General features: G+C 58.4%; 17 protein-coding genes. 12 read left to right on the top strand and 5 right to left on the bottom strand.

Annotation, left to right across the window (positions count from 1 at the left end):
- The first annotated feature begins 183 nt into the window (after positions 1-183).
- The 6 genes from ACQRC0_RS05950 to ACQRC0_RS05925 all read left to right on the top strand — a co-directional run bounded on the left by ACQRC0_RS05950 (position 184) and on the right by ACQRC0_RS05925 (position 5,523).
- Positions 184-522: a PTS lactose/cellobiose transporter subunit IIA gene (locus ACQRC0_RS05950; RefSeq protein WP_055252615.1), complete on the top strand. Its 339-nt coding sequence runs from the start codon at positions 184-186 to the stop codon at positions 520-522.
- Between the two features lie 411 nt (positions 523-933).
- A complete protein-coding gene (locus tag ACQRC0_RS05945) occupies positions 934-1,944 on the top strand; it encodes a hypothetical protein (RefSeq protein WP_427728581.1) in 1,011 nt (336 codons plus the stop codon).
- A gap of 310 nt (positions 1,945-2,254) precedes the next feature.
- The gene (gene lacA / locus ACQRC0_RS05940; protein ID WP_006234830.1) at positions 2,255-2,683 is read left to right on the top strand and encodes a galactose-6-phosphate isomerase subunit LacA; all 429 of its coding nucleotides are present in this window, start codon (positions 2,255-2,257) and stop codon (positions 2,681-2,683) included.
- Positions 2,684-2,746: 63 nt separating this feature from the next.
- A complete protein-coding gene (gene lacB, locus ACQRC0_RS05935; protein ID WP_196032983.1) occupies positions 2,747-3,271 on the top strand; it encodes a galactose-6-phosphate isomerase subunit LacB in 525 nt (174 codons plus the stop codon).
- Positions 3,272-3,649: 378 nt separating this feature from the next.
- Positions 3,650-4,531: an aldose 1-epimerase family protein gene (locus ACQRC0_RS05930; RefSeq protein WP_427728578.1), complete on the top strand. Its 882-nt coding sequence runs from the start codon at positions 3,650-3,652 to the stop codon at positions 4,529-4,531.
- 56 nt (positions 4,532-4,587) lie between these two features.
- Positions 4,588-5,523, top strand: coding sequence for a hexose kinase (locus tag ACQRC0_RS05925; protein ID WP_195535118.1), 936 nt, complete (start codon positions 4,588-4,590; stop codon positions 5,521-5,523).
- Positions 5,524-5,792: 269 nt separating this feature from the next.
- Here ACQRC0_RS05925 and ACQRC0_RS05920 read toward each other — a convergent pair whose 3' ends face one another.
- Together ACQRC0_RS05920 and ACQRC0_RS05915 are read right to left on the bottom strand one after the other, a co-directional pair.
- Positions 5,793-7,421: a UDP-glucose--hexose-1-phosphate uridylyltransferase gene (locus tag ACQRC0_RS05920; RefSeq protein WP_427728575.1), complete on the bottom strand. Its 1,629-nt coding sequence runs from the start codon at positions 7,419-7,421 to the stop codon at positions 5,793-5,795.
- Positions 7,412-8,617 (bottom strand): galactokinase, encoded by a 1,206-nt coding sequence (locus ACQRC0_RS05915; protein ID WP_427728572.1) that lies wholly within the window; start codon positions 8,615-8,617, stop codon positions 7,412-7,414. Before ACQRC0_RS05915 ends, ACQRC0_RS05920 begins: the two co-directional genes overlap by 10 nt.
- A gap of 383 nt (positions 8,618-9,000) precedes the next feature.
- Here ACQRC0_RS05915 and ACQRC0_RS05910 point away from each other — a divergent pair, with 383 nt between their 5' ends.
- Both ACQRC0_RS05910 and ACQRC0_RS05905 read left to right on the top strand, forming a co-directional pair.
- Positions 9,001-9,987, top strand: coding sequence for a LacI family DNA-binding transcriptional regulator (locus tag ACQRC0_RS05910; RefSeq protein ID WP_427728619.1), 987 nt, complete (start codon positions 9,001-9,003; stop codon positions 9,985-9,987).
- 129 nt (positions 9,988-10,116) lie between these two features.
- The gene (locus ACQRC0_RS05905) at positions 10,117-11,277 is read left to right on the top strand and encodes an FprA family A-type flavoprotein (RefSeq protein ID WP_427728570.1); all 1,161 of its coding nucleotides are present in this window, start codon (positions 10,117-10,119) and stop codon (positions 11,275-11,277) included.
- A gap of 66 nt (positions 11,278-11,343) precedes the next feature.
- On the opposite strand, the gene ACQRC0_RS05900 is transcribed toward ACQRC0_RS05905, so the two are convergent.
- Positions 11,344-12,147, bottom strand: coding sequence for a DeoR/GlpR family DNA-binding transcription regulator (locus tag ACQRC0_RS05900; RefSeq protein WP_427728567.1), 804 nt, complete (start codon positions 12,145-12,147; stop codon positions 11,344-11,346).
- Between the two features lie 334 nt (positions 12,148-12,481).
- On the opposite strand from ACQRC0_RS05900, the gene ACQRC0_RS05895 reads away from it, so the two are divergent.
- Complete coding sequence (locus ACQRC0_RS05895; protein WP_022095149.1) at positions 12,482-13,339, top strand: class II fructose-bisphosphate aldolase; 858 nt, start codon at positions 12,482-12,484, stop codon at positions 13,337-13,339.
- A gap of 358 nt (positions 13,340-13,697) precedes the next feature.
- On the opposite strand, the gene vsr is transcribed toward ACQRC0_RS05895, so the two are convergent.
- Positions 13,698-14,684, bottom strand: a complete 987-nt coding sequence (gene vsr, locus ACQRC0_RS05890) for a DNA mismatch endonuclease Vsr (protein WP_427728564.1) — start codon at positions 14,682-14,684, stop codon at positions 13,698-13,700.
- Between the two features lie 262 nt (positions 14,685-14,946).
- On the opposite strand from vsr, the gene ACQRC0_RS05885 reads away from it, so the two are divergent.
- Together ACQRC0_RS05885 and ACQRC0_RS05880 are read left to right on the top strand one after the other, a co-directional pair.
- Complete coding sequence (locus tag ACQRC0_RS05885; protein ID WP_427728561.1) at positions 14,947-15,732, top strand: ABC transporter ATP-binding protein; 786 nt, start codon at positions 14,947-14,949, stop codon at positions 15,730-15,732.
- Positions 15,722-17,923 (top strand): FtsX-like permease family protein, encoded by a 2,202-nt coding sequence (locus ACQRC0_RS05880; protein ID WP_427728559.1) that lies wholly within the window; start codon positions 15,722-15,724, stop codon positions 17,921-17,923. The genes ACQRC0_RS05885 and ACQRC0_RS05880 overlap by 11 nt, the downstream gene beginning before the upstream one ends.
- A 454-nt stretch (positions 17,924-18,377) precedes the next feature.
- Here ACQRC0_RS05880 and ACQRC0_RS05875 read toward each other — a convergent pair whose 3' ends face one another.
- A complete protein-coding gene (locus ACQRC0_RS05875; protein ID WP_427728556.1) occupies positions 18,378-19,343 on the bottom strand; it encodes a response regulator transcription factor in 966 nt (321 codons plus the stop codon).
- A gap of 330 nt (positions 19,344-19,673) precedes the next feature.
- Between ACQRC0_RS05875 and ptcA the strand changes: the two genes are divergently transcribed.
- Positions 19,674-20,747 (top strand): putrescine carbamoyltransferase, encoded by a 1,074-nt coding sequence (gene ptcA, locus ACQRC0_RS05870; RefSeq protein ID WP_427728553.1) that lies wholly within the window; start codon positions 19,674-19,676, stop codon positions 20,745-20,747.
- The last annotated feature ends 112 nt before the right edge of the window (positions 20,748-20,859 follow it).

The following is a 20,859-nucleotide window of genomic DNA, read 5'->3' as shown; positions in this document are numbered from 1 at the left end:
TGTTTGATATTGTTCGAAATGGTTTGGAAACCGTTCGCGGGTTAAAAGTGACCGTTCATAGCTCGAAATTACGTTTTGTATTGTTCTTTTTTGTTTGAATGTTATTGTTTCTGTCATACACAGCGCAGCGCGTATGCCCGGACGCGATGCTCTCCATTGGTTCATATGTGAAAGGAACGCAATATGGCAACCAAAGAAGAAATCTCGATGGTTGGATTCGAGATTGTCGCATACGCAGGTGACGCCCAGACCGATCTGCTTGCAGCGCTCGATGCTGCTCGCGAGGGTGACTTTGAGAAGGCCGAACAGCTGCACAAGGATGCCAGCGATGCACTTATCGGCGCCCACGACACGCAGACCAAGCTGCTTTCGCAGGAGGCCGGCGGCGGCGAGATGGAGATGACCTTCATCATGGCTCACGCTCAGGACACCCTCATGACCACTATGATCTTGGAGAAGCAGGCCCGCTTTACCATCGATGCCTACAAGCGCATCGCCGAGCTCGAGGCCAAGCTCGCCTAACGAGCCCTCACAACCAAGCCCCTTCCAAAAGTCCTGCCGCTACCCGCAGCAGGGCTTTTTCTGTCCTCCTCCAAGTTGCGGTGAAATAGGGGCTGACGGCCCAAAATGATCCGTTCTCCTCCGTCCCCAGGGGATCGGTTGGCAGCGTCGCCACGAAACTGGCGCATCTACTACGTTTAACCCGATACCCCCGAACACACCTGCGTTTCATGAAAAACTGCAAGCGTTCTACCTGTGGTTTTGTTTTTACGCCACGGGGCATGGTCGGAGATAGGCGGTTAAACGTAGTAGATGGGCCCATTTCATGGCGGGCAGGCCATGCAGCAGTCTGTTGCGCCTCTTGCCGTTCGGTTTTTCGCTGGGTGGGTATACTTCCATCCGCAATACAGGCCGGAATGAGGAGGTATCCAAATGCCGGACAACGGATCGATTCAAAAGAGAGACGCGAGCGAGATGGCTCATGGGCGTCCTGTCCAGATAACCGAGCAAACAACGGTGACCGAGCTGCAGCCCAGCCTATCCGATGTCGTGTGCGCAAACAAAAAACTGCAGATTGGCCTCATCGTTGCGCTTGTGGTACTGGCGCTGCTGTCGGGGTTTGTGGCTCGTCCGCATTTTGCCGATACCAAGACTTGGGACTCCACCATCGAGGTCATCGATCAAAAGAAGGGCAATGTATTGGCGCTCACGACCTCGTGCGTCGCCCTATCTGCGGGTATCACTGCGCTGCCGGGCGATACGGGAACGCCGGTTGCCGAGCAGCTCGCACAGCTTTCGGGTAATCTTGGTATCGTGCTTGCCGTGCTATACCTAGAGAAATATTTACTCACGATTTTGTGGTCGGTTGGCCTGGGCATCCTGATCCCGTTTGCGCTAGTGCTCTTTGCAGCGTCGCTTGGCATTCACGGACGCTGGAGCACGAGCACGGTCATTCGTCGCGTGGCAACGCGTGTGCTGGTGGTCGCCATCATTAGCATGGTGTTGGTGCCCGCGAGCGTATGGGTGTCGCAGAAGGTTGATGAAACGTATCGAGTGAGCATCGAGGCGGCCGAGCAAAAGGCGACTGACGCTGCGAGTGCGGCAGATAGCGATAGCTCCAAAGCAAACAAGAAAAAGACTGAGTCCGCAGAGTCCAAGAACGTGCTTGAACAGCTTGCCGACGGTGCCTCGGGTCTTGTCACGACGGTGACCAGCGGCGCCAAGCAGATGACCGATGAAATTGTGCAGCAGGTGACCGATCTGATCGAAGGCGTCATTGTGATGATAGTGACCTCGTGCGTTATCCCATTGCTGGTGCTCGCGGCGTTTTTGTGGCTGGGGCACACACTGCTGGGGATTGATATTTCCGGTCCGACGAATTATTTGACGGGCCGCTTTCTGGGCACTCCGTCCAAGCATGCCAAGAAGGGCGGGCAGTCCTAGTAGCTAAAACAGCTGTATATACCGGGGAATACCGCCGAAGGGCGGCCGAGACACGTTCTCGGCCGCCCTTTTGTTTGTTGAACACATGGTCGCTACGCCCGCGCCCGGTCCAAACGGTCAGCAATCATCCGTGAACGGTATTTGTTCAAAAAAGAACAAAGATAAACAAATAGTTGTTGCAGTTAGTGTTCGAATGTGTTCAAATAAACATGAACAGTGAAGAATCGCACATTCAGATGCCCGGACCTGAACGCGATTCAACACTTCCAAACAGAAACAACGCACCTGCGTATCTCTCAAGGAGGATGTCATGAGGGTTGTAATCGCTTCCGATGCCGACGGTATGTCGATGAAGGAGTCCATCAAGGAGATGCTCATCGCCGATGGTCACGAGGTCGTCGACTATTCCGAGACCCCTGCCGCGGACTTTGTCGATTCCGCGACCGCCGTTGCCAAGGACCTGCTGGAGCACAAGGATTCCCAGGGCTTCGCATTCGATAAGTACGGTGTCGGCTCCTATATGGCCGCCGTCAAGATCAAGGGCATGGTCGTCGCTAACATTTCCGACGAGCGTTCCGCCTACATGACCCGCGAGCACAACGGCTCACGCATGGTCACCATGGGCCCGGGCGTTGTGGGCACCGAGGTCGCCAAGAAGATCGCCCGCGAGTTCCTGCGTGCACAGTACGCCGGCGGTCGTCACCAGATCCGTGTCGACATGCTCAACAAGATGGCCTAACGAGAGCCACCGAGAACTCGAACTTCTATCTCAACTTGTGAATTCAGACGAAAGGACGTTCTGATGAAGAAGACCATCGCAATCGGTTGCGACCATATCGTTACGGACGAGAAGATCTATCTGGCCGACCGCCTGGAGCAGGCTGGCTACAAGGTGCTCGACTGCGGCACCTACAGCCACACCCGTACGCACTATCCCATCTACGGCAAGGCCGTGGGCGAGGCTGTTGCCAGCGGCAAGGCCGACTTTGGCGTGGCCCTGTGCGGCACCGGCATCGGCATCACCAACGCCGTCAACAAGGTTCCCGGCGCCCGCTGTGCCCTGGTTCGCGACATGACCTCTGCCCTGTATGCCCGTCGCGAGCTCAACGCCAACATCGTGGGCTTTGGCGGCAAGATCACCGGCGAGTTCCTGATGGCCGACATCATGCTTGCCTTCCTGGAGGAGCCTTACGAGAAGACCCCCGAGCACGATGCCCTGATCGCCAAGATCGATGCTTGCAATAAGGCCGACGCCGAGGCTCAGACTGACCCGCACTTCTTTGATGAGTTCCTGGAGAAGTGGGACCGCGGCGAATACCACGACTAGTGGGGTTACGCGGTTTTGCCAAACCGCGTAACGGGTCGACGCTGCGCGACGCCCAGGCACCCCATCTCGCCACTCAAACCGTCGCTCGCGTACATGAAGTACGCGTCGCTCCTCTTTCGCGGCGACCTGGGGCACCTGATCGCCGCTCGCTGACGTTGGGGGCACCTGTGGGGTTACCGCTGTTGTTGCGAAGCTTTCTGGTTCAGTAAGCTGCTCCGATAACACGTTTGCTTGCTTGGCTTGAGTGCTTCGCTCTTGGCGGTACCCGGCATTCTGCAGCTTTTCAATTGACGGCTCGCGTTTCTGTGAGGGGGCGCGGGCCGGTTTTCTATCAGCCCTATTGACTTGGTGGGCTGTCGTAAGAAAGGGAAGGCTCCTATGGAGTTTGTTCTTGATAACGGTTCTATCCGCGTGGCACTGAGCACGGCGGGCGGGTCGTTCACTTCTATTGCGGCCAACGGCCGTGAGTACCTGTGGCAGGGTGATCCGGCAGTCTGGTCGGGCCAGGCCCCCATTTGCTTCCCGATCTGCGGTGGCCTTCGTGACGGCCACGCAATGACCATGGGCGGCCGCGAGGTAAAGCTCGCCCGCCACGGCTTTGCGCGCAAGCAGGAGTGGAAGCTCGAGGAACAGAGCGACAACATGGTTGCGCTGAGCTTAAGCTCTGCCGACCATGCCGAGTTGCTCGAGCAGTACCCGTATCCGTTTAAGATCGTTGCTCGTTACACGATCGATTCGGAAAAGGTTGACGTGTCGTACGAGGTGACCAATGAGGGCACCGAGGACATGCCGTTCTTTGTGGGCGGTCACCCCGGCTTTAAGTGCCCGCTCGACGAGGGCGAGTCCTATGACGACTACGAGCTTCGTTTTGAGCAGCGTGAGGCCACCGACCTCTGCACTGCCGTTCCCTCGACGGGCCTGATTGATGTTGAGCATCGCAGCAAGAACCCGATGGTTGGCCATGACCTGCCGCTGACCCACGAACTCTTTGACTTCGCGGAGACCATCTTTGACGTGCTCGAGAGCCGCGTGGTTACGCTGACCAAGAAGACCGAGGACAAGGGCGTGCGCCTGACGTTCCCCGATATGCCGTACCTGATTGTGTGGAGCAAGCCCGAGGGTGACTTTGTGGCCGTGGAACCGTGGGGCGGCCTGTCCACCTGCTCCGACGAGGACGATATTCTGGAGCACAAGCGCGGCTGCCTGGTGGCCAAGCCGGGGGAGACCGTCACCCGCGGCTTTGAGATCGAGATCCTTTAACGAGCTATCGTATGTTTGGGGTCGCGCGTGTCGTGCCCCGGAAACAGGAGTTCAATATGATTCTGACCGTTACCATGAACCCGTCGATTGATACGCGCTATCAGCTCGACAAGCTGATCATCGACGATGTTAACCGCGTGACGCCCGAAAAGACCGCTGGCGGCAAGGGCCTCAACGTGAGCCGTGTGCTGCTGCAGTTGGGCGACGATGTGCTCGCGACCGGTCTGCTCGGCGGACACATGGGTGCCTATATGGCCGAGCTTATGGATGCCGACGGCGTCAAGAACGACTTTGTGCCCATCGCCGGTGAGACGCGCATTTGCCTGAATATTCTGCACGAGGGTAATCAGACCGAGCTGCTGGAGAGCGGCCCGCAGATCGCTCCGGCCGAGCTCGAGGCCTTTACGGCCAAGTTTGCCGAGCTTGCAGCGAAGGCGGACGTTGTGACGCTTTCGGGCTCGCTGCCGCGTGGCGTCGATGCCGGCTACTATGCCGAGCTCGTCAAGATCGCCGAGGAGGCGGGTGCCAAGGTGCTGCTCGACACTTCGGGTGCATCGCTGGAGGCCGCGCTGGAGTCCGACGCTAAGCCTGAGCTCGTAAAGCCCAACCTGACCGAGATTAACGGCCTGCTGGGTACGTCCTTTACGACCGATGATGTCGATGCCCTGCGCGAGGCGCTTGCCGCCGATGACCGTTTTGCCGGTATCCCCTGGGTTGTCGTTTCGATGGGCGCTGCCGGTTCGGTTGGCTTCCATGAGGGTCGCGCGTTCCGCGCCAAGACGCCCGCGATTGCGGCTGTGAACGCGACGGGTTCCGGTGACTCGACCATCGCCGGTTTTGCGCATGCCATTGCTGCTGGTGCCGACGACGTCACGGTGCTCAAGACCGCCAATACCTGCGGCAAGCTCAACGCCATGGATCCCAAGACCGGCCACCTGGTCATGGACCGCTGGGACGAGGTCTACAACAGCGTAGAGGTAACCGAACTTTAGAGTTACGGCGTACCGAACAAAACGAGAGTGGATAATCTCCCATTTTGGGCTCGCAAGCGGGCTTAGAGTGGGAGATTTTCCACTCTCATGAGAGGCAGCTAATTTGGGACGGGGCTATTTTGACTACTTCTAGATGCAAAGTAGTCAAAATAGCCCCGTCCCAAATTAGCTGCCCTTGCACCAAAAACGGCGCCCGCCGGCGATGTTGCCGGCGGGCGCCGTTGTCTTGAAGACGAAATGATCCGTTTTCCTCCGTCCCCAAGGGATCATTACAGCGAGTCGATAAAGCGCTGCTGGGCGGCGCGACCGGCTTCGTCCCATTTAAAGACGCCGGCGTTGTCGAGCACGTGGCCAAACACCATGCCGACCTCCTCATGCAGGATGTCGATGGCGTTGTCGGCCGTAAGCTCGTCGGCACGGCGGGCAAAGACATCCTTGGCCCATGCGGCGTGGCTGCGGCAAAGGTCGTCGCCCTCGAGCGCGCCGGCAAGGTCGTAACTGACATCGGCCTTGGCTGCCAGCAAGTGCTCGCGGACAGCGCCGAGCTCGGGAACCAAGCGCGGCGGCAAAATGGCCAGGCCCATGACCTCGATCAGGCCGATGTTCTCCTTCTTAATATGGTGGTACTCGGCATGCGGGTGAAATACGCCCAGCGGATGCTCGTCGGTTGTGATGTTGCAGCGAAGCGCCAGGTAGGCCTCGTAGATCTCGCCGCCGGCATTGCCGCGAGAGTCGACGCGGCGGATGACGGGCGTCACAGTGTTATGCGCCACGCCGTCGGCTGTGTGCGCGATGACGCCCACAGACTCATCGGTCCACTCGCGCCAGGCGAGGATAATCTTCTCGGCGGCGTCGAGCAGTTGGGTGCGGTCGTGCGAGCGCAGTCTCAGCACCGAAAGCGGCCACTGCAACACGGTGCCGCTGACCTGGTCAAAGCCGGGCACGTTAAACTGCGAGACCTCGGCGGCATGCATCATGGGGAACTCGTGCGCGCCGCCCTGGAAGTGGTCGTGCGACAGAATCGAGCCGCCCACGATGGGCAGGTCGGCGTTGGAGCCAATAAAGTAGTGCGGGAACAGGTCCACAAAATCGAGCAGGCAGGTCAGTCCCTTACGGTCGACGTGCATCGGGCGATGCTCGGAGCTCATAGCAATGCAGTGCTCATTAAAGTACGCGTACGGGCTGTACTGGAAGCCCCAGCGCTCGCCGTTGAGCTGGATGGGGATAACGCGCAGGTTCTGGCGAGCGGGATGGGCGCCGCCGTCGGCTGCGGCGGAGCGTCCAGGGTAGCCCTCGTTCTCGATGCACAGTTGACAGGCGGGATACTTCTCGCCCGTGTTCTTTGCGGCGCCGGCCGCGGCAATGTCGCGCGGGTCCTTCTCGGGCTTCGACAGGTTAATGGTGATTTCCAGGTCGCCCCAGTTGGTGGGGGTGCTCCATTTGATATTGCGCGCGATGGCGGCGCGGCGCACGTAACCGGCGTCACAGCACAGACCATAGAACCAGTCGGTCGCGGCGCGGGGTTCGTTGACGCCCATGCGTCCGTTGAACTCCTCGTTTACAACCGAAGGCCTCGGCATGAGCGCGCCCATGATGCGCATGGCGATGCGGTCACGGCCCGACGCCGTGTCCTCGGCAGCGCCGTTGGCAACGGCGTCCTCGGAAAGCGCGGCAAGCGTGCCCTCCAGATCAAAATTGGGGAGCGTATCGGGGTGCAAGAGCGAGAGCTTCTCGTTCTGCATCGCCCAAGCCATGTCGAGCGCAGGACCCGTGGCGCCGATGCACTCGAGAATGGTGTTGTAGGCCCAGATGCGGTCATCCTGTCCGATCATGGATCGATGGATGGCATACTCAATCAGGCCCTGCGCGGCCTCGCGCACATCAGTCATTACAGCCATGCCGCGTAAGCCCCCTTGTCAGAAATTGCGTAGTGGCGGGCAGAGCCCTCGCCCAGCCAGCCGTTCATCTTGGTGATGAAGGTGTCGACTAGGTCGAGTGGCACAAAGGCCTGGATGGTGCCACCAAAGCCGCCACCGTGGATGCGGACGGCGCCGCGGCCGTCGAGCACATGCTCGGCCAGCGCCAAGGCATACATGGAAGGTTGCTCGGAGCCCAGTTTGGCGACGACATTCTGCAGGTACATGGCGGAGCTGGCACCGGACTCGCGCGTCAGGACCAGGAACTGGTCGATGTCGCCGGCGCTAAGGGCTGCCCAGCGCTTATCGACCAGGCCGTTCTCGTACCAGTAGTGAACGGCGCGCAGGCAGGCACGGTCGCCCAGCTTGGCGCGTAGCTCAGGGAGCTTGGCGTCAAAATCCGTCACGTTTACCTCGCACAGGCGTGTCTTGCCAAACTCGGCGGCGATGTCCTGCATCTCGCGCGGAACGGCGGCGTAGTCGTCGGTAGCTGCCACATGGTCGGCGCCAACCTTAACGAGCACGAGCGCATAGCCGTGATCCTCAAAGTTGAGTTCGAGCTTCTGGGTTTTAGGCTGAGCCTGGTCCTCAAAGTCCATGTAGGCGAGGCCGCCCAGGCACACGGCGGCCTGGTCCATCAGACCGCAGGGCTTGCCGTAATAGTTGTTCTCGGTGCGCTGGCTCATCTGGGCGAGCGCGACGGGCTCAATGGCGGGTGCGCCCCAGAGCGCCTCCATGGCACGACCGTACGCCGCCTCGACGGCGGCAGAGCTCGAAAGGCCGCCGCCCGAGGGGACGGAGCAGGTGAAGGCGAAGTCGAAGCCCTGGGGCTCAACGCCCAGAGCGGCGATTTCGTGGGCCATACCGCGGACGAGGCTCGCGGACGTGCCCTTCTCGGGCTCTTGAATATCCAGCGTGTCGAGCGTGATCTCAAAGGTAGGATAGCCCTCGTCGGCGACGCGGATCTTGTTGGAGTCGGTTGCCACGGCGATACCGTCAACGGCGACATCGAGCGAGCCGGCGATAACATGGCCGCCCTCGTGATCGGTGTGATTGCCGCTGATCTCAGAACGCCCGGGCGCGTGCACGTAGAGCACCTGGCGGTCGCCGATGGGTCCAAACTCCTCCTCAAACAGCTTGGTGAGCATGGTGAGTGTCTTTTCGTCGGGGGTGGTCATGGGAGTCCTTTCCTTGGCGCGCACGGGTGAGTTTTGCGTCGCTATGAGTACGTTAACAACTTGAAGCGGCATGAACCAAGTGTTCACGATGCCGCACGTTACGGGCTATGTTAACGTACTCATAACAGATCGCTTGCCACTTTTTGAGAATCCGGTAGTCGGTAGAATTACAGCCGTGAACGGTACCGCCGTATGGACTTATAAAGCAGAAGAGATACAGATAGAAAAAGTAGAGTACGTTAACATGCGTCCGACGATAGCGGGCCTCGGCGCGGGGTGTATTTCTGCCCGGGCCGGCATGCACGCTATTCAGATCTCGCAAGGGTGAAGGTGATTCTGTGGCAAGGCGCTCGTCCAACGATACAGGTACGCGTCCGGTCTCCATGGCCGACGTCGCCCGCGCTGCTGGCGTTTCGCAGCAGACGGTTTCGCGCGTCGCCAACGGCTTGCCCAACGTTAACGAGCAGACGCGCCAGCGCGTGCAGGCCGCTATGCAAGAGCTCGGTTTTCGTCCGAGTTATGCCGGCCGCTCGCTGCGCGACGGCCGTTACCATTCGGTCGGTCTGTGCGTCAACGATATCACCAAGTTTGGCAACCTCTCAATGATCGACGGCATCGCCAGCGCTGCTCGCGAGCATAATTGCGCCATCACGCTGGTCGAGATGTCCAAGACCGAGGAGTTTTCGCTTGCCGAGGCCACGCGTCGTATGGCTGCGCTGCCGGTGGACGGCATTATCATCGGCATGAGCCGCATGGCGCCCGATTTTGAGACGTTTGATCCGCTGCCGGGCATTGGCACGGTTATTGTTACCATGTACGCGCACCCGCGGGTGACCACGGTCGATTCCGACCATTACGGCTGCTCGCTCTTGCTTATGGATCATCTGTTTGAGCTGGGGCACGAGCAAATTCGCTATATTGGCGGCCCGTCGTTCTCGGTCGACGAGCAATTTCGTCGCGCCGGCTGGCAGGATGCGCTCGAGCATAAGCACATTAAGCCGCAGGCGCCGCTCGAGGGCGACTGGTCTGCCAACAGCGGCTACGAGGCCGGCAGGTACCTGGCCGAGCACGATCGCACCATGACGGCGATTTATGCGGCAAACGATCAGATGGCAAATGGCGCGATTGCCGCGTTGCGTGATAGCGGCCTGCGCGTGCCCGAGGACGTAAGCGTGGTGGGCGTCGACGATTCGCTCGACGACTTTGTCGCGCATAACGAGCTCACGACCGTTCGGTTTGATTTACATCAGCGTGGACGCGAGGTGTTTGAGCACGCGGTTCCCGAGGCGGGTACGGCGGGCAAAACCGTTGCTATCCGTATTCCCGGCCAGCTCATTATTCGACATAGCACGGCGATGTCACGCTCATAGTTTGCGCAGGTAAACGACGATTTATCGTATTTCAATAACAATCGGTAAGGATGCCGGCAGATAACAGTTGGAATGCTGCCAAGTGCTATGATAGACAAGTTATTTTGTCTATCTAGGAGGCTTTGTCTGATGGAGATCACCAAGGATATCCGCTACATTGGCGTCGACGACCACGACATTGACTTGTTCGAGGGCCAGTACGATGTGTCCGAGAACGGTATGGCATACAACAGCTACGTTATCTTGGGCGATAAAATCGCTGTCGCCGATTCGGTCGACGGTGGTTTTGTCGACGAGTGGCTTGGCAACCTCGAGGCCGCGCTCGATGGCCGTACGCCCGACTACCTGGTCATCCATCATATGGAGCCTGATCACTCCGCCGGTATCGCCGCCTTTATGGAGCGCTATCCCCAGGCGCAGATTGTGGCCAGCATGGGTGCTTTCCGCATGATGGTCAACTACTTTGGCACCGACTTCCCCGAGCGCAAAATGGTTGTCAAAGAGGGCGATGTGCTCGACCTGGGCGGCCACAGCCTGACCTTTATCGGCGCCCCCAATGTTCACTGGCCCGAGGTGCTCTTCTCCTATGAGGCCACCGACAAGGTGCTCTTTAGCGCCGACGGCTTTGGCAAGTTTGGCGCCAACGACATCGAGGATCCCGAGGGCTGGGCTTGCGAGGCTCGCCGCTACTACTTTGGCATCGTCGGTAAGTTCGGCAAGTTTGTGCAGGCCGTGCTCAAAAAGGCTGCCGATCTGGATATTCAGATCATCTGCCCGCTCCACGGTCCTGTCCTTACCGAGAATCTGGGCTATTACCTCGACACCTACAACACTTGGTCGAGCTATCAGCCCGAGGACGAGGGCATCACGATTGCCTATGCGAGTGTGTATGGACATCTGAAGGCTGCCGTCGAGGAGCTCGCCGCAGCGCTCGAGGCTCGCGGCCAGAAGGTTTCCGTCTTTGACCTGGCTCGCGACGACATGGCCGAGGCCGTTGAGGATGCGTTCCGCTATGACCGCCTGGTGCTCGCCTCCATCACCTATCAGGGCGAGATCTTCCCGTTCATGAGCACCTTTATCCACACGCTCGCCGAGCATGCCTACCAGAACCGCACCGTGGCGCTCGTCGAGGCCGGTTCCTGGACGCCCGCCGCTGCCAAGGTTATGACCAAGGAGCTCGAGGGCATGAAGGACATCACCCTGGCGCAGAACAAGGTGACTGTCCTGGGCTCGCTCAACGACACATCGCGCGCCCAGATCGAGGCCCTCGCCGACGAGCTTTCCAAGTAGCGATATTTCGCTTTTAACGGGCAAAACCACCACAAAGGGGACAGGCACCTTTGTGGTGGTTTTTGTTTAAGCGCCGGCGATGATGAGGGCTGGACGTGCGCTGTCGGCGGCCTCGGCGATTGAGGTGGCGACGGCGGCGTCGGGGTCGCTGTCCATCACGATGATGTCGACGTCGGCAAGCTCGGCAAAACGGTACATGCCGCGTCCGTTGACCTTACTGGCGTCCATGAGGGCGACGCTTTGACGGGCGGCACCGACCATAGCCGCTTTGGTCTCGGCCATCTGCGGAAAGTCGGTCGTAAAGCCGCAGCCGGGAACAAAAGCGCCAGGACACATGACGGCAAGGTCGGCGTGGACCATTTGGAGCGCCTGCATGGTAAGTGGGCCGTACAGATAGCGATGACCTTTGCGCAGTGCCCCGCCCAGCATGACGACATCGACCGAGGGCATGCTCTCGTCAATATAATCGGCGATGGTAATGTCGGCCGTGATAACGGTGATGCCGTCGCGCTGATCGAGGAGCCGGACGAATTCGAGCGCCGTGGTGCCCGAGTCGACGAGCAGCGTGTCGCCGTCATTAACGAGCTCGATGGCGCTTTGCGCGATGGCCTGCTTGGCGGCGACGTTGACATTGATGCGGCGATCTTGCGTGGAGACGGTCAGGCGTTTGTGGAGCGATACGGCACCACCATGTGTGCGACGCAGCTTGCCTGCTTCGGCGAGCGCGTCCAGGTCGGCGCGGGCGGTGACGGAGGACACGCCAAAGGTCTGGGCGATTTCTGCTACCTGCACCGAGGCGTTATGCTCGAGTATTTCCATAATGGCGGTACGGCGCTCGTCAGCAAAAGCACGGTTGGTAGCTTGGGCCATGTTTGCTCCATTCTCGGCTATATTTGCAGGAATTGTGTTGACTCTATTTTCGTTCATTTTCTTTTTGAGTAAGAAAACACCTTTCGATTACTTATCTTTTCTATAAAAGAAAGACGCTAAACGCTCAAAATACAATATCGAACACGCCCACTCGGTTCCAATTCCTTCCGTTTACTTTTCAAAAACGACTGTATTGGCCTGCATGGACTCAATATCTCGCACGTGCAAAGCCGCTGAATTTCATACAATGAACGCAGTAAAACGCAAGGTAAAACGCCTTGTGAACAACTACGCCCGATGTCCAGATGCGGGCGAGGGAGAGGAGCAAACGCTCATGGCACTTGTTACCACCGAAAAGATGCTCAAGGACGCTCAGGCCGGCCACTACGCCGTCGGCGCGTTCAACGTCGAGAACCTCGAGTTTGTTATGGCCGTTCTGGCCGCTGCCGAGGAGACCAAGTCCCCCGTCATCATGCAGACCACCCCGGGCACCATCAAGACCGCTGGTCTGGACTACTTCTACGGCATGGTGAAGGCCGCTGCCGAGCGCGCTTCCGTGCCCGTCGCTCTGCACCTCGATCACGGCGATGGCTATGACCGCTGCATGCAGGCTTTCCGCACGGGCTACACCTCCGTCATGATCGACGGCTCGCACGAGTCCTTCGAGGACAACATTGCCCTGACCAAGTCCGTCGCCGACGCTGGCCGCGCCATGGGCGTGCCCGTCGAGGCCGAGCTCGGCAAGGTTGGCGGCAAGGAGGACGACGGTCCCGCGGTTGAGGGCGAGAGCCCCTACACCGATCCTGCCGAGGCCAAGGAGTTCGTCGAGCGCACTGGCTGCACCTCGCTGGCCATTGGCGTTGGCACCAGCCACGGCGTGTACACGAGCGATCCGCACATCGAGCAGTCCGTGGTCAAGGCCATCCGCGACGCCGTCGACGTGCCGCTGGTTCTGCACGGCACTTCCGGTGTGCCCGATGAGCAGGTTGCCGAGGCTGTGAAGAACGGCATCTGCAAGGTTAACTACGCTACCGAGCTGCGTCAGGCCTACACCAAGGGCTTCATGGCCTACATGGCCGAGAACCCCGCCTGCTTCGATCCCAAGAAGCCGGCCAAGGAGGGCATGCGTGAGATCACCGAGCTGGTTAAGATCCGCATGACCAACCTCAACTCTGTGGGCAAAGCAGAGTAACAGCAAGGGTACTCTGATCCCACCGGGCCGTCCGGAAACGGAAAAGGGCCTATCTCTCAGAACGTCCTCGGACATGTCGGAAGCCCCGCTGCGCGCACGCGCTGCGGGGCTTCCTCCGTCTCGATGTCCACCAAAAGGTTGCGCACGGGGTGTGCTGCTAGGTCCCGTTCGTTGGCAGTATTATGCCGCGGCTGCTGCAAAGAAGCGCTAAAGAAAGGCTTAATCAGGTTTGTTACAACAATGAAACCGCAGGTCAAAGGTATCGAATAACACTCTTGAAAGGTTTTGAGCTTAAGGGCTTTCTAAGGTTTGCGGCTCGGATGTGGCGCGGACGTGCGGAGCGTGTGACTGATCGCTGTTAGCGCTGCGGTGCGGCGGCGCGTACCTGTTCGATGACCTTTTCCATGGTGGCGTCGATGCGGTCTTTCTTGAGCTCACATTCCCAGACGGTGATGGGCGTCCAGCCCATTTGGGTAAGCGCGTCGATGGCGGCTCGGTCGCGCTCGACGTTGCGGCGAAACTTTGCCTCCCAAAACTCAACATTGCGCTTGGGCTGGCTCGGATTGCACTTAGGGCAGCGATGCCAAAAGCAGCCGTTGACGAAAATGGCGATCTTGCGCCCGGGAAAGGCGATGTCGGGCTTGCCGGGTACCTTCCATTCCAGACGGTATCCCGTAAGGCCCGCTGCCCGCAGGCGCTGGCGAACGAGCAGCTCGGGTTTGGTGTTGGCGCGCTTGTTGCCCTTCATGGACTTTTTTATAGCGGCGCGACGGCGCACCAGTTCGCGCTCGTCAGCGGAGAGGTCCGAGGTATCGATGCCGTCGAGCAGACCTGGTTTGGGACGCTTTTTGCTGCGGCGCTTAGGTGCGCGCTTGGGTTTGGCGGCAGATTCGTCGGACGTGGTGGCCTTGGCATCGTTGGCGGCGTTAGCCTCAAGCCGGTCTTCCTTCAGCTCAATCAGAGCATCGATAAGCCCTTTGTCGGCGGGCATCCATTCCACCGTAGCAAGCGAGGTGCGCGGAATCCAGCGGATATCGAGCTGGCGGTCGTGCTTCTGGGGCTCATCGGAGTCATCGGCGAGCGAGCAGTAGTAGCACTCCATGGAGAGATGAAAATCGGGGTAGTCGTACTCAACGGTATAGAAATCGCGCAGGTTGGTGACTTTTACCTGCAGCTCTTCTATGAGCTCGCGGCGTACGGCGTCCTCGGGCGTCTCGCCGCGCATGAGCTTGCCACCGGGAAACTCCCAAAGTCCCCGCATGTCGCCATAGCCGCGCTGCACGGCAAGCAGCTCATCGGATCCTTCCTTGCGAATAATCCCAGCGGCAACATGAACAGTCTTCAACAGGAGTCCTCTCTCAACATCGACACATGACAAGGCAGCTCATTTGGGTAGTCTTTTTGGGACGGGGCTTTTTTAGCTGCCCTATGTCAAATGCGGCCTCATGCTTCGAAGGCTACGGATAGGGTAGCTAAAAAAGCCCCGTCCCAAAAAGACTACCCCTACCTTACGCAACGGTAAGGCAAGCGTAAGCGATATCGATGGTAGCCGACTCGGCTTCTTGCGACTATAGATGCCGTAGACTAATCGCAAGAAAGGACTCGGTATGCAAACCACGCACATGGCGACCCCGGTACTGGAAGTCGTGCATCTCGAAAAGGTATACGGAGCGCTGGGCAACGTGACCCGCGCGCTCAACGACGTCAGCTTTACCGTCAACCGCGGCGAATTCGTTGGCATCATGGGCGCTTCGGGCTCGGGCAAGTCGACGTTGCTCAACTGCGTGTCGACCATCGATAGTGCCACAAGTGGCACGATCCGCATCAACGGCCAGGACGTGACGCGCATGAAGCAGGCTAAGCTTTCGCAGTTCCGCCGCGAGGAGCTCGGCTTTATCTTCCAGGACTCCAACCTGCTCGATACGCTCACGGCACGCGAGAACATCGCCCTGCCGCTCACCATCGCCCGCACAAGCTCGGCAGAGATCTCGACCCGCGTGCAGGATGTGGCAGCGCGCCTGTCCATCAGTCAGGTGCTCGACAAGTATCCCTACCAAATGTCCGGCGGTCAGCAGCAGCGCGTTGCCGCGGCTCGCGCGCTCGTCACCGACCCCACCATGATCATGGCCGACGAGCCCACCGGCGCCCTCGATTCCAAGAGCGCTCGCCTGCTGCTCGAGAGCCTGGAGGCCCTTAACCGCCGCCTGCGCGCCACCGTGCTCATGGTCACGCACGACAGCTTTGCCGCCAGCTACACGAGCCGTGTGCTGTTTATTCGCGACGGCAAGATCTTCACCGAGCTGCGCCGCGGAGACACCGACCGCCGCGAGTTCTTCGACCGCATTATGGAGGTCGTTGCCATGATGGGCGGTGAGGGCTCCGATGCTCTGTAAACTCGCTTGGGGCAACGTCCGCCGCGCCGGCCGCGACTACCTCGTCTACCTTTTGACGCTCACCCTGGGCGTCACGGTCTTCTATGCCTTTAACACCATCTCGATGCAGGTCGACATCGCCGGAATCGATGAAGAGGGCTTGGCGCAGGTTATGGGCAGCATGCTCGGCTACCTGACGTACTTTTTGGCCGGTGTCATGGCCTTTTTGATGGTGTATGCCAATAACTTCATCATGAAACGCCGCAAGAAGGAGTTTGGCCTGTACCAGGTACTCGGCATGGGGCGCGGGCGCGTCGCCACGATCATGGCGCTCGAGACCGTGATAGTATCGGTTGTGGCCTTTGTCGCCGGCATTGTGTTGGGTGTGGGACTCTCCCAGCTCATGACGTTCTTTACGGCCTCGCTCTTTAAGACACAGATCGCCAATTTCCACTTCTTTTTCTCGGTGCATGCGTTCAACCTGACCCTTGCCTGCATGCTCGTAATGTTTGTGCTCACGCTACTGCTGAACCTTCGCGCCGTGCGTCGTACCAAACTCATCGAGCTTATGGGTGCCGAGCGTCGCAACGAGAGCATCAAGACACGCAACCCCTGGATCGCGATTGCCATCTTTGCCGTGGGCGTGGTGCTTGTGGGCGTGGCCTATTACCGTCTGCTACGTGATGGGTTCCCGCTAACCGCGACGGACAGCAAGCTGCAAGAGGCCATGAACCAGTTTGGCATTACGACCGCTATGGTTACCGTGGGTACCTTTGCCCTGTTTTGGGGACTCTCGGGCATGCTTATCAAGCTGCTGCAGAGCCTGCGCGGCGTGTATTGGCGCGGCCTCAACATGTTTATCGTGCGCCAGCTTGCGGCCAAGGTCAACACGGTGTGCTTTTCGATGGGCGTCATCGCGATGCTCCTGTTTTTGGCCATCACCTCGGTGACGTGCGGTATGTCGATTGCCAATGTGATGAACGAGAATCTGGAGCGCTATACGCCGGCCGATATGTCGCAGACGTATGTCTATTACACGCCCGATACGCTCGACTACTACAAAGAGTATGTCAATCCGTCTGAGGCCGATCGCATGGTGCTGGCCGATACAACGGTCGATTTGTACCCCGCATGGCACGGTAAGGACAAGTCGGCGGACAACAACGACGAGACCGGCAAGAAGGTCAATATCGCCGATGTTGCCGGTGAGCATGTGCAGATTGATTCGTATCTAAGTTACCCGTTTGGCGGTTCGAGCCCTTCGGTGTCTGCGGGTGAGATGTGCAAGACCATGGGCGAAAAGCTTCCCAAGGCGTTCGGGGGCAGCAAGCCCGATGCGATAGGTCTGTTTGTGACGCCGGCGAGCCAGTACAACAAGCTGCGTCAGATGATGGGCGAGGAGCCGGTGAGCATTGGCCGCGACCAGTACTTGCTTACGTGTGATATGGGCGGTGAGCTGATCGACCTGTACACCAAGTATATGGCCGGCGGCCATGCCCTTACCTTGGGCGGGCATACGCTCAAACCCGCAACCGATAAGTCGGACGAAGATACGGCGGCCATCGCCAACTCGGCGATGGGCAGTAATCCGGGTACCGTCGTCGTTGCCGACGAACTGTTGTCCCAACTTAATCTGCAGCCGTATTCCAGTAGCCTGCTCGTTAACTACAAACAGGGGATGGATACGACCGAGGCAGACGAGAGCATTAAATACACTGTGCTCGACAATCTGCTCGTTGACGGCAAGGAGCCGGGATCGTGGGGAATCTTCATCACACGCTCCGAGATGTACGCGCAAGCAGCGCAAATGAACGGTCTTATTAGCTACCTAGCCATCTACATCGGCTTTGTATTGGTCGTTGCATGCGCGGCGATTCTGTCGATCCAGCAACTCTCCAACGTGGCCGACGGCAGCCGCAGCTATCGTGTGCTGGCACAGATCGGCTGCGACGACCGCCAGATTCGCCATTCGGTGATGGCGCAGCAGGCGGTATTCTTCCTGTTCCCGCTGGCAGTGGGTCTGGCGCACTCCTTTGTGGCACTTAAGGTGATTATCGAGCTGGTGAGCATATTCGGAAATATGAGCATCGGCGGCACCGTGGGCCTCACCTGTGCAATCTTCCTGGCAGCATACGGTGGCTACTTCCTGGTGACGTACCTCATGAGCGCCGGAATGGTGCGAGCTGCCATAGCCACCCGCTACAGCGAGTAACTCATCCAGTTTGGAATCATTGTAGGTTGAGCATAAGTCAGCGAAAGCGCCCCTAAGCGAGTAAGGTGACGTGAAAGAGGAGGGAAGCGTACTTTTGTACGCGACCGACGACTGAACGTCAGATTGCTCGCTCAGGGGCGCTTGCAGCGTCGAGCCGTTATGCGGTTTGGTAAAACCGCGTAACCCTTCCTTCGCGGCGGTTTTTTGCCTATCTGGTGTGTCTCGGATGCAAGTGAGTAGACTTATTTAGATATGCCGAGCACATCGCGACAAATGTTCAATAAAATCGCAGGTCAGAGCCGCGGCGTTTTGGGCCGTGCTCGACCTCCTGCAAAAAGTCTACTCACTTGGTCTTACTGCTAGAAGACCGCCACAAGGGAAGGCAGCTCTCTTGCGGCGGCTGGCGTTTGCCCAGATAAAACCTACCAAAATAAACCTGTCCCTTTTTGGCAGGTTAACGCTTCCAAAAGTGGAGGATGAGCGTGGTTCGGTTTTGCTGCTCGGTTTTGACCAGGATGTTGTGGATGTGGGTCTTGACGGTGCCCACGGCAAGGAATAGCTCGTCAGCAATCTCTTGGTTCGACTTGCCCAGCACAACCAGACGCAAAACCTCGGCCTCGCGGTTGGAGAGCCTGTAGGCGTTGCGATAGAAGGGCATTTGCTCTTCGATGTGTCGATCAAGATCGTTGACGTTCTTTTCCTCGGGCGCCTTCTCCATGCGAATTGAAAGCACGTGGTATGAGTAGATGATCAGCAGAATCGCAAAGTAGCACGCAAAGACGTTCTCGCTAAAGTTGCGCTCAGATAGATAAAGCTGCAGCCAAGAGGGTGCCAGACTCATGGGGATGACAAGGATGTTGTAGAAATCTTCGGCAACGATGCAACCGACCAGAATAGCGCCGATAATCAGGTGCTTTCGCTGGTTGTTAACGCGTGCCTTCAGCTCAACCTCCGTACTTTTATGAGCCGTCCAAAAGATATACAGTCCCACAAAGAGAAGGAATACCTGACGCATCGTGTAGTAGAGCCACTGACGCATGGGGCCGGAGGGGACAGCGACGATAGTCAGCGACTCTAACAGCAAAAACATTAAGACGGGGATAGTGAACTGCTTTTTTGAATGCTTATCGAGCAAGTCCATGGCAATCAGCCAAATAAAAGCCTGTGAAATGGTCGCCACAAGGGTCCGAAACGCAGGCATGGTAATTGCGTAATAGTCGCTGGCCGGAAAAGTCTCGTTTTGCAACGTGTATTCAAAAAAGAAGATCTCGGTCATCTCGATGGCGTAGCAAATAAAAACGCCGCTGCCATAGATAAAGAAGCGTCGATGGGACGAGGCGTAGGCGGCAAGCGAAAGCACTGCCGTCACAATACAGATTACGAGTATCGCTAAGGTATAGAAGAACATGAGCGTGTCCATTTGTCACCGTCCTGCCTCATTTAAACTCTTATGGAGCCCGCTATTTCCCACGGGTATACTTGTCTCAGCCGGTCGTTCCATTGCGGATTAGAGACCTGATACAGCATAGCCGTATACCGTTCGCGGTTCCAGACGGTAAACCCCCTGCAAGCCCGCTGCCTGCGGGTTTATATTGGTTTATAGAGGGTGTAACTCCGTGAACGGTCTTTAATCCCGAATAAACTAGGTAAAAATTGCACACGGGTGAATGATGGTCTTGTCAACACGAGGTGTGATGTACGAGCGCCTCACAGTTAATAAGTCGGCAAGACCGGCGGAAAGGAAATCGATATGGCACTGCCTAAGGATTTCATCGACACCAACGACTTCACCAAAGAGCAGATCCTGGCTATCGAGGATCTTGGCCTGGCAATGAAGAAGGCCATCAAGGTTGACGGTTATTATCCGCACCTGCTCCGCAACCAGAGCCTTGGCATGATCTTCCAGCAGGTCTCCACCCGCACCCGTCTTTCCTTCGAGACGGCCATGACCGACCTCGGCGGCCATGCTCAGTTCTATGGCCCTGGCACCATCCAGCTCGGCGGTCACGAGTCCCTGGGCGACACCGCTCGCGTTATGGGCTCGCTGCTCGACATCATGATGGCTCGCGTTGACCGTCACAAGGACGTCGTCGGCCTCGCCGAGGGCTCCGCTGTGCCCGTCATCAACGGCATGTCCGAGTTCAACCATCCCACGCAGGAGATGGGCGACCTCATGACCATGCTCGAGAACCTCCCCGAGGGCAAGAAGATCGAGGACTGCACCCTGGCCTTCATCGGCGATGCCACCCAGGTCTGCGTCTCCCTCATGTTCATCGCCTCCAAGGTCGGCATGAAGTTTGTCCAGTTTGGACCTAAGGGCCACCAGATTCCCGACGGCGGCCTGCACGTTGGCACCGTCGAGGAGCGCGCCGAGTTCGGCAAGCAGATGATGGCCATCGCCGAGGAGAACTGCAAGGTCTCCGGCGGCTCGGTTGTCATCTCTGACGACATCGAGTGCATCAAGGGCGCCGACTTCATCTACACCGACGTGTGGTATGGCCTGTACGACGAGGAGGTCTCGGGCGAGAACTACATGGACGTGTTCTATCCCAAGTATCAGGTCACCATGGACATGATGAACTTCGCCGGCCCCAACTCCAAGTTCATGCACTGCCTGCCGGCCACCCGTGGCGAGGAAGTCGTCGACGAGGTCATGGACGATCCCGAGCGCTCCCTGTGCTGGGTCGAGGCCGAGAACCGCAAGCACTCCATCCGTGCTCTCCTTGCCGCCCTGGGCAAGCGCACTCCGCTCAACGACGAGGGTGTCGAGTACTCCGCCAAGGCTGAGCTCCACGCCGCTCTCGAGGCTCTCGAGCAGCTCTAAGCCTCAAGGCTTCTAAAAGCATGTTTGCGGGCGGTGGATGCTCGTCTCCTGTCGCCCGCTCACCGAGGCCCAAGCAATTGCCTTAATACCTTAGGGCCTCGAATCTGTCCAA

Source organism: Collinsella sp. SGI.033, assembly GCF_050315135.1.
In the GTDB taxonomy this organism is placed as follows: Bacteria; Actinomycetota; Coriobacteriia; order Coriobacteriales; family Coriobacteriaceae; genus Collinsella.
Note: the sequence above shows the minus strand (reverse complement) of the source record. Positions and strands in the feature narration are given on the sequence as shown.